Source organism: Nostocoides sp. (assembly GCF_035343835.1).
Taxonomy (GTDB): domain Bacteria; phylum Actinomycetota; class Actinomycetes; order Actinomycetales; family Dermatophilaceae; genus Nostocoides_A; species Nostocoides_A vanveenii.
Genome location: NZ_DAOQZV010000100.1, coordinates 1 through 11059, shown reverse-complemented (window position 1 = coordinate 11059; position 11059 = coordinate 1). Strand labels below are relative to the sequence as shown.

The following is an 11059-nucleotide window of genomic DNA, read 5'->3' as shown; positions in this document are numbered from 1 at the left end:
GCCCCGCAAGCGGGCCGTTTGGCATGGCAGATGCGCCGGCCGTGGAAGATCACGACGTGCGAGAGCATCGTCCAGTCGCGCTTGGGGATGAGGGCACCGACCGCGGCCTCGACCTTGACCGGGTCCTCCTCCTCGGTCCAGTGCCACCGCCGCACCAACCGGCCGAAGTGGGTGTCGACCGTGATGCCCGGCACGCCGAAGGCGTTGCCCAGCACGACATTCGCGGTCTTGCGGCCGACTCCGGGCAGCGTCACCAGCTGCGCCATCCGGCGCGGGACCTCGCCGCCGAAGTTCTCCACGAGCGCGTCACCGAGTTTGATCAGGGAATCGGCCTTGGCCCGGAAGAAGCCGGTCGGTTTGATGAGCGCTTCGAGCTGCTCGCGATCGGCGCCGGCCAGCGCCGCAGCGTCGGGGTAGCGCGCGAAGAGGTCGGGCGTGACCTTGTTGACCCCGACATCCGTCGTCTGGGCGGACAGGATCGTGGCGACGAGGAGTTGGAGGGGCGTCGCGAAATCGAGTTCGCAATGTGCATACGGATAGAACGCGGCGAGGTCGCGGTAGATCTTGCGAGCGCGGCGGACCCGGCTCAAGGCGTCATCGACCACCGTGCCATCGCTCCTTTCCCGGTCTGCGGCCGTCTCGAAAGGCGCACACCGACTCTCGGCGCGGCTGCCGGCCGGCAGCCCGTCCGCGCGCTGCCAATCTAGCCGGGGCCACCGACAAGCCCACGCAGACCGCAGGCTCCACCGTCGCTCGGGCTACTGTGCGCTACGCCCATGGCAGAATGCGGCCCGTGGACCTCGACGTATTGCGCCGTTCGCCCCTGTTCGCCGGGCTTGATGAGCAGGCGACGAGTGACCTGCTCTCCTCGATGACGCCGCTCCATATGGAGCGCAGCGACATCCTCTTCCACGAGGGCGACCCCGGTGATCGGCTCTATGTGATCACCGAGGGCAAGGTCAAGCTCGGTCGCACCAGCTCCGATGGTCGCGAGAACCTCCTGGCGATCCTGGGCCCGGGCGAGATGTTCGGTGAGCTGAGCCTGTTCGATCCCGGCCCGCGCACCGCGACCGCGACGGCCGTGGCCGAGACCCAACTCGTCGGGCTGACCACCGAGGCGCTGCACACCTACCTGGTCGCCCGCCCGCAGGTGTCCTTCACTCTGCTCGCCGCCTTGGCCCGCCGGCTGCGGCGCACCAACGAATCCCTCGCCGACCTGGTCTTCACCGATGTCCCCGGCCGCGTCGCCAAGGCCCTGCTGGAGCTCTCGCAGCGCTTCGGCCGTCCCGTCGAGGACGGCATCCTCGTCGGGCACGACCTGACTCAGGAGGAGTTGGCCCAACTGGTCGGCGCCTCCCGCGAGACCGTGAACAAGGCCCTCGCCGACTTCGCGACCCGCGGCTGGATCAAGCTCGAAGCGCGCGCCGTGCTGCTGATGAACCTCGAGCGCCTGCACAAGCGCGCCGGCGCCTGACCGCAGACGCTCCAGGCGTCACTGCCGCTCCGCCAGATAGGCCAGTTGCGCCGCGATCGAGAGGCGGGCGGCCGGCCATACGTCGCGGGGCACATCGGCATAGACGCGTTCCAGGACACCGTCGACACCGTCGGCCCCATCGGCGAGGGCCTGGCGGACCTGCTCCAGTCGCTCCGCGCGATGCGCCCGGTAGTACGCGACCAGAGCCGAGGCATCCGGGACCACCGGGCCGTGACCGGGCAAGATGGTCGCGACGCCGGCGCCGGTGAGCGCCTGCAGCCGTTCCAGGCTGTCGAGATAGGCCGCGAGTTCGCCGTCCGGGTGGGCGACCACCGTCGTGCCGCGCCCCAGGACGGTGTCCCCCGTCAGCAGCGCGTGGTCGGCGTCGAGGACGAAGGACAGCGAATCGGCCGTATGCCCGGGCGTCGCCACCACGCGTAACTCCACCCCCGCGGCCCGCACCACCGATCCATCGGCCAGGTCGGCGTGTCCGCGCCCAATGGGGCGCACGACCGACCCTGTGAGTTCGGCGAAGCGTGGCGCGCCGGCGCTGTGGTCGAGGTGGGCGTGGGTGAGGATCGTGGTCGTCACGCGGGCCCCGCGGTCGGCGACCACACGGCATACGGACTGGAGGTGGCTTTCATCGTCCGGGCCGGGGTCGATGACCAGGGCCGCTGTGCTCCCGGGCGCCATCACGATCCACGTATTAGTGCCGTCGAGCGTCATCGGGCCCGGGTTCGGCGCGAGCACACACGTGGCGTGGGGGGTGATCTCGCCCCCGGCCCAGGGCGTCACGGCAGGTCCGCCCGCATCGCCCAGCCCCGGTCGGTGAGCACGGGCACCGGCATCACCGTGGGCACCGGCTGCCGGGCGGCGACGAAGGCGGCGGCCGACGGTGCGGCCGCGATGGCTTCGAGGCAGACCCGGGTCGGCGGCATGAGGCTGTCGGTGCCCTCCTGCAGGATGTCGCAAGCGAGCACCCAGTCGGCGATCTCGGCTTCTGTGGTCTCGGCGTCTGCCGCCTGACCGGGCGGCACCAGGGCGCTGAAGAAGTAGGTGTCGTATCGACGCGGTTCGACCTCGGGGGTGATCCAGTGCGCGTGAAAGCCGAGCAGATCGGTGCGAGCGACCAACTCGTTCTCGGTCAGCACCTGCGCGAGCGACCGTTCCCGGGTGAGCAACTGCCCGCGGGCGCGCACCAGGTCGGCGGTGTTCGTCGCCTCGATTGCCGTATGCTCGCCCGCCCCCGCGAGCAGCACACCCGCCTCCTCGAAGAGCTCGCGGATAGCTGCTGTCACCACAGCTGCGGCGGTCGCGAATGCGCTCACCTCGGCCTCGTCACTGGCTGGATCGCCCTCGTGGCGATCGCCGGCCTGGTCCAACTCACCACCGTTCGCCGGCGCGAGGACCGACGCCCACTCCGTGTGGCTCGGCCCGGCCCAGGGCAGCGGCTGGTAGTCCGTCGCGTCGACGCTGCCGCCGGGGAAGACCGTCATGCGCGGCGCGAAGGCCATGGTCGAGACCCGCCGCTGCACAAAGACCTCGACACCGTCGACTCCGTCGCGCACGAGGATTACGGTCGCGGCGGGCTTGGTGGGTGGCGAGACTCCGGGGTCGGCCACCCAGGCCGAGCAGCGGTCGGCGAGCCCGCGCGAGGCGGGCATCACGAAGTCACGAGGGCTCATGGTTCGGGAGATGTCGTGGGGAGGACGCCGCGCGCGACTGACCGCCAGGGGCGGTCGTCAGTCGAGCGCGACGATGATTTCGACCTCGACGGGCGCGTCCAGCGGCAAGGCAGCCACGCCGACGGCCGAGCGCGCGTGCACGCCGGCCTCGCCGAAGGCCTTGCCGAGCAACTCGCTCGCGCCGTTGACGACACCCGGCTGACCGGTGAAGTCGGGGTGGCTAGCCACGAAGCCGACCACCTTGACCACCCGGGTCACCTGATCGAGGTCGCCGATCAGCGCCTTGACGGCGGCGATCGCATTTAGCGCACACGCCTGGGCAAGTTCCTTGGCAACGTCGGGGGCGACCAAGCCGGCACCCTCGCCGACTTTGCCGGTCGCCGCCATCGAGCCACCGGCCATCGGCAGTTGGCCGGAGGTGAACACCAGATTCCCCTGGCGCACGGCCGGCACATAGGCGGCGACGGGTGGGACGACCTCGGGGACGCTCAGGCCCAGTTCGGCCAGGCGGTCTTCGACAGCGGACATGGCTCTCCTTTTAGTCCTTGGGACGCTTGAGGTAGGCAACCAGGCCGTTGCCATCCGGACCCGTGACGACCTGGACGAGTTCCCACCCGTCGGCGCCCCACTGGTCGAGGATCTGCTTGGTGGCGTGGACGATCAGCGGGACCGTCGCATATTCCCATCGGGTCATGGCGGCGACTCTATCCCCGACGGTGCTGCGGGTGCCCGGCCGTGGGTGAGGCTCGTCACACACCCGTGCACCGGCCAGGGTGCCACCCACTCACGACGGCGACCGGCCGACGCCCGCGCTACTCGGCGGCGTCGAAGGTGCCTAGGGTGATCCGGTGACCCCCCGTTCCACGCCCACGCACCCGGCAACGGCCGGCGTGCGCCTGCACATCGTCACCGGCAAGGGCGGGACCGGCAAGACGACGGTCGCCGCCGCCCTCGCCATCGCGATCGCCCGCCAGGGCAAGAAGGTGCTGCTCGCCGAAGTAGAGGACCGTCAAGGCATCAGCCAGATCTTCGACATTGCCCCCCTGGCGCACGCCGAGACGCTGATCTTCAATGACCCGTCCGGGGGCAGCCTGTGGGGATTGGCCGTCGAGCCCAAGGCGGCCCTGCTGGAGTACCTCCACAAGTTCTACAAGCTCGGGCGCGCCGGCAGCCTGCTGGAAAAGCTCGGCGCCGTCGACTTCGCCACCACCATCGCTCCCGGGCTGCGCGACGTCCTGCTGATCGGCAAGGTCTACGAGGCCGTCGGCAGGCGCACCGGCCGCGGCCGCTCGGCTGCCCCTGTCTATGACGCGGTCGTCCTCGATGCCCCGCCGACCGGCCGCATCGGCCGCTTCCTGGGCGTCAACGAGGAGGTCGCCGAGATTGCCAAGGTCGGCCCGATCCGGGGCCAGGCCGATTCGATCACCGCGCTTCTGCAGAGCCGGATCACGGCCGTGCACGTCGTCACCCTGCTGGAGGAGATGCCGGTGCAGGAGTGCATCGACGCCCTGGCCGAGCTCACGGTCAAGCGGATGCCCCTCGGCGGCATCGTCGTCAACCAGGTCCGCGACCCGATCCTGTCCGACGCAGATCTCGACGACCTCGCGGGCGGCGCGTCCCCGCAGCTCCGTGCGGCCATCGCCGACGACCTTGCCCACGCGGGCGTGGCGCAACCCAAGACCACGGCCGACACCCTCCTCGCCGAAGCCGCCGAACACCTCGAACGCCTCGATCTCCAAGGAGAGCAGGACCAGCGCATCCAGGCCCAGGGCCGCGCCGTTTTCTACCTGACCGCTCTCGCCGACGGTCTGCAATCGGGCGGCATCACCGTGCTCGCCGACGAACTCCATGCTCAAGGAATGGTGTGATGGCCCGCCCTACCGGTTCACCCTCGCTGCGCCTTGATGACCTGATCGCCGATCCGCAGACCCGGATCGTCGTCTGTTGCGGATCGGGCGGGGTGGGCAAGACCACCACCGCCGCCGCTCTGGGCGTGCGCGCGGCCGAGCAGGGCCGCCGCGTCGTCGTGCTGACGATCGACCCCGCGCTGCGGCTGGCCCAGTCGCTCGGTCTGACCGCCCTCGACAACACCCCCCGCCCGGTCACCGGGATCGACACCGCCTCCGGCGGCTCGCTCGACGCGATGATGCTGGATATGAAGCGGACCTTCGATGAGGTCGTGGAGCAGCACGCCACCCCCGAGAAGGCTGCTCAGATTCTCGCCAACCCGTTCTATATCGCGGTCTCCTCCTCCTTCGCCGGCACCCAGGAGTACATGGCGATGGAGAAGCTCGGCCAACTGCGCGAGCAGGCCCGGCGCGAGGACCGCTGGGACCTCATCGTCGTCGACACCCCGCCCTCGCGCTCGGCCCTGGATTTCCTCGACGCCCCCAAGCGCCTCGGCTCCTTCCTCGATGGTCGCTTCATCCGCATCCTCGTCGCTCCCGCGAAGGCCGGCGGCAAGGCCTATTTCAAGGCTGTCGGCGCAACCGTGACGGTCGCGGTCGGCGTGATGACGAAGGTCCTCGGCGGCGATTTGCTGCGGGATGTCCAGACCTTCGTCGCCGCCCTCGACACGATGTTCGGTGGCTTCCGCGAGCGCGCCGACGCCACGTATGCCCTGCTCCAAGACGCCGAGACCGCCTTCGTCGTGGTCGCCTCACCCGATCGCGACGCGCTGCGCGAGGCGAGCTTCTTCGTCGAACGCCTCGGCCAAGAACGGATGCCGCTGGCCGGCGTCGTCGTCAATCGCGTCCAGACCCTCGCCGGCAACCTCAGCCGTAGCCGCGCCGAGGACGCGGCGGCCGCCCTGGACGAGGCAACACCGAGATCCTCGGCCAGCGCCGACCTGCTGCGCCTGCATGCCGATCTGGCCACCATGGCCGAGCGCCATCAAGCGCAGATCGGACGCTTCCGATCCGGGAACCCGGGGATCGCCGTCACCCAGGTCCCGGCAGCGGCCCGCGACATCCACGACCTCGAGGGTCTGCGCGAGGTCGGCGCCACGCTGGCGGGCTGATCGCGCTCTCGCAGGCTGACCTGAAGTCATGGCGCCCTGACCCTGACGGGCGGAGGGGGAACCCGCCAGGGCGGATCAGGCGCGACCTAACCGGCCCGGGTCCCCCCGCGGGCGATGCCGAGCAGCAGGTCGTGCCACGACGTCACGTCGGGGCGACGGCGCAGCAAGGCGCGACGTTCGCGCTCGGTGAGGCCACCCCATACGCCGAATTCGACGTGATTGTCGAGCGCCTCGGCGAGGCATTGAAGCGCGACCGGGCAGGTGCGGCATACCTTCTTGGCCTCGTTCTGCGCCTTGCCGCGCACGAAGAGTCGGTCGATGTCCTCATTCGCGCACGCGGATCGTCGCGCCCAGTGCGCTCGGTCCTCGGCGTCGTCCGCTGCGCCTCGTCCGGCCATCCCCGCCTCCTTCAGATGAAGTTCTGTCAGAGGTGAGAGCGGGGCCGGGGGGCTGTGATACCTCCCGATCGGCATCAGTTTTGGTGTGACGTGCCGACCCGGTGCGCGGCCGTCGTCAGACTCGTCATTTACCCTGCCACCATGGCTGTTCGTCCGGACCGTGCGTCGATGCCGCACCTGATGTCCTTGCTCGCGGCATTCGTCGCCGTCAGCGTCGCCATGGGTGTGTTGGCGGCCGGGCTGCTGATGCCTGCGGTCGGCGCGGCCGGCTCGCTGAGCAACAAGTCCATCAACGCCTTCGACAATATCGACAAGACTTGGACGACCACGGCGCTCGCGCAGCAGTCGAAGATCCTCGACGCGGACAACAAGGTCATCGCCACGCCGTATGACCAGAACCGCATCATCGTCAAGCTCTCCAAGGTCGCCCCGATCATGCAGCAGGCGCAGGTGGCGATCGAGGACAGCCGGTTCTTCGACCACGGGGCGCTCGACATCCGCGGCACGGCGCGGGCCTTCTTCAACAATGCGGCCGGCAACTCCACCCAGGGTGGGTCGTCGCTGACCCAGCAGTTCGTGAAGATGACGCTGCAATACGAGGCCTTGAAGAAGGGCGACGAGCAGGCCGCGCTGGACGCCATCGACGTCAACTATGGGCGCAAGCTGCGCGAGATGGCCCTGGCCATGCAGGTCGAGAAGGAGATGACCAAGAGACAGATCCTGCAGGGTTATCTCAACCTGGCCTACTACGGCGACCAGGCCTATGGCATCGAGGCCGCCGCGCTGCACTACTTCGATGTGCACGCGAGCCAGCTCAATCTGACCCAATCAGCGACGCTGGCCGGTGTCGTGCAGAGCCCGAGCAATAGCGACCCGCACAACTACCCCGAGGCCGCGCAAAAGCGGCGCGATGTGGTGCTCGACCGGATGGCGCAACTTGGCATCATCAGCGCGGCCGAGAGTGCCGCGGCCAAAAAGCCGTCGATCAAGAGCCTGCTGCGCATCCGCGATTCCGAGGGCGGCACGTGCGATCGCAGTTCGCAGCCCTACTTCTGCAACTACGTCATCGCCTACCTCAAGACCTTGAAGGTGCTCGGCAAGAATGAGGACGAGCGCACCCTGGCGATCAACCGCGGTGGACTGACCATCAAGACGACGATCAAGAGCGACTGGCAACAGCAGATCCTCGTCGACCTGCGCAGCCGCGTGCCCGCCGGCGATCCTTCCGGCATCGGCGCGGCCGCCGCTGTTGTCGAACCGGGCACCGGCAAGGTGCTCGCGATGGTGCAGACCTCCGAATACGGCCTGACCAAGGACAAAAAGTCGTCGGTGGCCAAGACCACGCAGTCCTGGGTCGTCCCCATCGCCTATGGCGGCACGCTCGGCTTCCCGATCGGCTCGACCGCCAAAGTCTTCACCTTGTTGACAGGGCTGGAATCGGGCATCCCCGTCAACGGCACCGTCCCGGCACCTGCCGCCGGCATCGGCCTGCGCAATGCACACGCCTTCCCGCCCACTGTCTACAAGGACGGTTGCGGCAGCCCCGACACCTGGTACGTCAGCAACGACTTCCAGACCAAGGGGCCGACGGAGACGTTCCGCTATGCGACGGCCCAGTCGATCAACTCGGCCTTCGCGGCGACGATGATCTCGCTCGGCGGCTGCAAGGTCCGCGACATGTGGAACCGCCTCGGCGCCGTCGATGGGAATGGCAAGGAGGTCTACCCGACTCCCTCGAACCTGACTCTCGGGTCCGCATCGGTGGCGCCGTTGACGCTGGCGAACGTCTACGCGACATTGGCGGCCGACGGCAAGTGGTGCCCGACCACGCCCATCGAATCCATCAAGACGGCCGACGGGAAATTCCTCAAGTTGCCCGCCCCGAAGTGCAAGCAGGTGCTCCAGCCTGACATCGTGGCCGGCGCGGACGAACTATTGAAGGGCGTCATCGCGACGGGCACGGGGACCGCCGCTGCCATCGGCCGCCCGGCTGCGGGCAAGACCGGCACCCACGAAGGCCACCAGCAGTCCTGGTTCGTCGGCTACACCCCCCAACTCGCCACGGCCGTTTATGTGGGCACCCCCATCACCGCCCACGAGATGGACGGTGCCGGCGCCTGTGTCGGAGGTCGGTGCTACGGACATATCTTCGGCGGCACCATCGCTGCGCCCCTGTGGGGCCAGATCATGGGGCAGATCACCCAAGGCATGCCCTACCAGAACTTCCCCGCACCGAGCTACAAGATCCTCAACGGCGACCTGGTCAGCGTCCCGTATGTCGTGGGCCGCTCCGTCGGGGACGCCACGGCGATCCTGCAGGCAGCCGGCTTCAGTGCGGTCGTCGGGGGAACGGTTCAGTCCACCGTGCCGGCCGGCCTCGTGGGTGCAACCGCGCCGACTGGCAGCGCGGCGAGGGGGACCACGATCACCTTGCTGACCTCGACCGGCTATGTCCCGCCCCCGGTGACCCAGAAGCCGCCGCCCAACACCGCGACGACGCCGGCCAACACCGCGACCAAGCCAGCCAATACCGCCACCAAACCACCGGGCAACACGCTCACCTCCCAGAAGCCCTGACCCCACCCCCGCCTCTGGGCTCCCCACGCTCTGCGTCGAGAGGCCGCTTCAGCCCCGTCGACAGGCCGATTCAGGGTCATCGAAGGGCCGGCTTTCCCGGTGCGGGGCCCGTGATCGTCGAGCGGGTCAGCGGGTGAGCGCCTCTCGCACCGCCGCCGCGACGGCCTTCCCGTCCGCCCGGCCGGCGACCTTGGCCTGGACCGCCTTCATGACCGGGCCCATCTGGGCCATGCCGCTCGCACCGGTCTCCGCGATGGCCTCACCGATGATCTCGGCGACGGCCGCGTCGTCCAGTTGCGCGGGCAGGTAGCCCTCCAGGATCGCCAACTCGGCATTCTCCGTCGACGCAAGCTCCGGCCGGTCCGCGTGCTCGTATGCCGCCGCCGCCTCCCGCCGCTTCTTCGCCTCGCGCGCCAGCACCTTGAGCACGTCGTCGTCGCTGACCTCGTGGTGGGCGCCTGAGGTTTCTTCGGTGGTGATGGCCGTCAGCACCATCCGCAGCGTCCCCGCCCGCACCTGATCGCGCGCGCGGATGGCCTCGGTGAGGTCGGACTGCAGGCTGGCCTTGGACACGCTCATACGCCCATCCTCGCAGGGCCAGGCAAGAGCTTTTCCGCCCGATGCCGGAACCTGCTCGTTCGCAAGGGAAACTTCCTCAGAGTATGTTTTCCCGCGCGAACCCCGGCACCGAAGACGACCTAGCGACGGCCGCCCCGGTTACTGGGACAATGGAACGATGCATCCGCTGCTTCGCGCTGCCGGCGCCCTGACCGCCACAGGCCTCGCCGGTCTGGGGTACGCCTCGCTGATCGAGCGCAATGCCTTCACGCTGCGGCGGTTCACCCTGCCGATCCTGCCGACGGGTGCCGACCCGATCCGCGTGGTCACCATGAGCGATATGCACCTAGTGCCGCGGCAGACCCGCAAGATCGAATGGGTACGCCGGCTGGCCGACCTTAAGCCCGACCTCGTCGTCAACACCGGCGACAACCTCGGTCATATGGAGGCCGTCCCCGCGGCAGTGCGCGCGCTCGAGCCGCTCTACGGCATACCCGGGGTGTTTGCGCTTGGGTCGAACGACTACCTCGCGCCCACCGCCAAGAACCCCGCTCGCTACCTGCTGCCCGACTCGCGCACGCCGGTGGTCGACCGGGCTCTGCTTCCGGTCGGTGAGTTGATCGATTCCTTCGAGCGTGACGCCGGGTGGCTCAATCTCAACAATGCGCGCGGGGGGCTGCACGTCAAGGGCCTCGACGTCGAGTTCGTCGGCGTCGACGACCCACACCTCGACCGCGACACGTATGCCGCGGTGGCCGGCCCCCGCGCCAGCGACACCAACCTCTTCCTCGGGGTGCTCCACGCCCCCTACACCCGGGTGCTCGATGCGATGGCGCGCGACGGCGTGGACGCGATCATCGCCGGCCATACGCACGGCGGACAGCTCTGCGTGCCCGGCTTCGGCGCGCTGGTGACCAACTGCGACCTCGACCGGCACCGGGCGAAAGGCGTCTCGCGCTGGTGGGAGGGGGCGAACGGCGTACCGTCCCGGGAGGCGCCGGCGGATGCACCGTGGATGCATGTCTCGGCCGGCCTGGGCACCTCGCCCTTCGCGCCAGTGCGCTTCGCTTGCCGCCCAGAAGCCAGCCTGTTGACGATGGTCCCGCGCGCTTGACTCGATGTTGTGCCAAGGTGCGCTCGGCCGCACCTTCTGCGCGACATCCCGGGGGTCCCCAGAGACTGGAGCAGGCCCCTTGTCCAGGCCTGGGAATGGATTTCGAGCGGCGCCGCGCCCTGGGTTATCCTGTGTCGTCGCCGTCCGTCTCCGGTGGCGACGCTCCGTGCCAGACACGGACCAGCCACGGGGTGTGGCGCAGCTTGGTAGCGCGCTTCGTTCGGGACGAAGAGG

General features: G+C 69.1%; 12 protein-coding genes. 5 read left to right on the top strand and 7 right to left on the bottom strand.

Annotated elements, in window-relative coordinates; all coding sequences use genetic code 11:
* Positions 1-605: endonuclease III (gene nth, locus PKH97_RS08825; protein WP_324387038.1), on the bottom strand; the 605-nt coding region annotated here is incomplete at its 3' end.
* A 188-nt stretch (positions 606-793) separates the two neighbouring features.
* On the opposite strand from nth, the gene PKH97_RS08820 reads away from it, so the two are divergent.
* Complete coding sequence (locus PKH97_RS08820) at positions 794-1474, top strand: Crp/Fnr family transcriptional regulator (protein ID WP_324387037.1); 681 nt, start codon at positions 794-796, stop codon at positions 1472-1474.
* An 18-nt stretch (positions 1475-1492) separates the two neighbouring features.
* Here the strand turns inward: PKH97_RS08820 and PKH97_RS08815 are convergent, their stop codons facing one another.
* The 4 genes from PKH97_RS08815 to PKH97_RS08800 all read right to left on the bottom strand — a co-directional run bounded on the left by PKH97_RS08815 (position 1493) and on the right by PKH97_RS08800 (position 3853).
* Positions 1493-2200 carry an MBL fold metallo-hydrolase gene (locus tag PKH97_RS08815; RefSeq protein ID WP_324387039.1) on the bottom strand — a complete coding sequence of 236 codons (708 nt, stop codon included), beginning with the start codon at positions 2198-2200 and terminating at the stop codon, positions 1493-1495.
* 65 nt (positions 2201-2265) lie between these two features.
* Positions 2266-3159: an NUDIX hydrolase gene (locus PKH97_RS08810; RefSeq protein ID WP_324387036.1), complete on the bottom strand. Its 894-nt coding sequence runs from the start codon at positions 3157-3159 to the stop codon at positions 2266-2268.
* A 57-nt stretch (positions 3160-3216) separates the two neighbouring features.
* Positions 3217-3687: a RidA family protein gene (locus PKH97_RS08805; protein ID WP_324387035.1), complete on the bottom strand. Its 471-nt coding sequence runs from the start codon at positions 3685-3687 to the stop codon at positions 3217-3219.
* 10 nt (positions 3688-3697) lie between these two features.
* On the bottom strand, positions 3698-3853 hold the full coding sequence (locus tag PKH97_RS08800) for a DUF4177 domain-containing protein (RefSeq protein ID WP_324387034.1): 156 nt from the start codon (positions 3851-3853) through the stop codon (positions 3698-3700).
* A gap of 154 nt (positions 3854-4007) precedes the next feature.
* Between PKH97_RS08800 and PKH97_RS08795 the strand changes: the two genes are divergently transcribed.
* The gene (locus PKH97_RS08795; protein ID WP_324387033.1) at positions 4008-5027 is read left to right on the top strand and encodes an ArsA-related P-loop ATPase; all 1020 of its coding nucleotides are present in this window, start codon (positions 4008-4010) and stop codon (positions 5025-5027) included.
* Positions 5027-6178: an ArsA family ATPase gene (locus PKH97_RS08790; RefSeq protein ID WP_324387032.1), complete on the top strand. Its 1152-nt coding sequence runs from the start codon at positions 5027-5029 to the stop codon at positions 6176-6178. Before PKH97_RS08795 ends, PKH97_RS08790 begins: the two co-directional genes overlap by 1 nt.
* Positions 6179-6264: 86 nt before the next feature.
* Here PKH97_RS08790 and PKH97_RS08785 read toward each other — a convergent pair whose 3' ends face one another.
* Entirely contained in the window at positions 6265-6576 is a 312-nt protein-coding gene (locus PKH97_RS08785) for a WhiB family transcriptional regulator (protein ID WP_324387031.1), read from the bottom strand.
* Positions 6577-6717: 141 nt separating this feature from the next.
* Between PKH97_RS08785 and PKH97_RS08780 the strand changes: the two genes are divergently transcribed.
* The gene (locus PKH97_RS08780) at positions 6718-9153 is read left to right on the top strand and encodes a transglycosylase domain-containing protein (RefSeq protein WP_324387030.1); all 2436 of its coding nucleotides are present in this window, start codon (positions 6718-6720) and stop codon (positions 9151-9153) included.
* A gap of 126 nt (positions 9154-9279) precedes the next feature.
* Here the strand turns inward: PKH97_RS08780 and PKH97_RS08775 are convergent, their stop codons facing one another.
* Positions 9280-9732, bottom strand: coding sequence for a GatB/YqeY domain-containing protein (locus tag PKH97_RS08775; RefSeq protein WP_324387029.1), 453 nt, complete (start codon positions 9730-9732; stop codon positions 9280-9282).
* 157 nt (positions 9733-9889) lie between these two features.
* Here PKH97_RS08775 and PKH97_RS08770 point away from each other — a divergent pair, with 157 nt between their 5' ends.
* The gene (locus tag PKH97_RS08770) at positions 9890-10825 is read left to right on the top strand and encodes a metallophosphoesterase (RefSeq protein WP_324387028.1); all 936 of its coding nucleotides are present in this window, start codon (positions 9890-9892) and stop codon (positions 10823-10825) included.
* Positions 10826-11059: the final 234 nt, after the last annotated feature.

Excerpts from the sequence above, each read along its gene's own strand:
- PKH97_RS08815 (WP_324387039.1), bottom strand. The coding sequence starts at position 2,200 with ATGACGCTCGACGGCACTAATACGTGGATCGTGATGGCGCCCGGGAGC.
- PKH97_RS08810 (WP_324387036.1), bottom strand. The coding sequence starts at position 3,159 with ATGAGCCCTCGTGACTTCGTGATGCCCGCCTCGCGCGGGCTCGCCGAC.
- PKH97_RS08805 (WP_324387035.1), bottom strand. The coding sequence starts at position 3,687 with ATGTCCGCTGTCGAAGACCGCCTGGCCGAACTGGGCCTGAGCGTCCCC.
- PKH97_RS08800 (WP_324387034.1), bottom strand. The coding sequence starts at position 3,853 with ATGACCCGATGGGAATATGCGACGGTCCCGCTGATCGTCCACGCCACC.
- PKH97_RS08790 (WP_324387032.1), top strand. The coding sequence starts at position 5,027 with ATGGCCCGCCCTACCGGTTCACCCTCGCTGCGCCTTGATGACCTGATC.
- PKH97_RS08785 (WP_324387031.1), bottom strand. The coding sequence starts at position 6,576 with ATGGCCGGACGAGGCGCAGCGGACGACGCCGAGGACCGAGCGCACTGG.
- PKH97_RS08780 (WP_324387030.1), top strand. The coding sequence starts at position 6,718 with ATGGCTGTTCGTCCGGACCGTGCGTCGATGCCGCACCTGATGTCCTTG.
- PKH97_RS08775 (WP_324387029.1), bottom strand. The coding sequence starts at position 9,732 with ATGAGCGTGTCCAAGGCCAGCCTGCAGTCCGACCTCACCGAGGCCATC.
- PKH97_RS08770 (WP_324387028.1), top strand. The coding sequence starts at position 9,890 with ATGCATCCGCTGCTTCGCGCTGCCGGCGCCCTGACCGCCACAGGCCTC.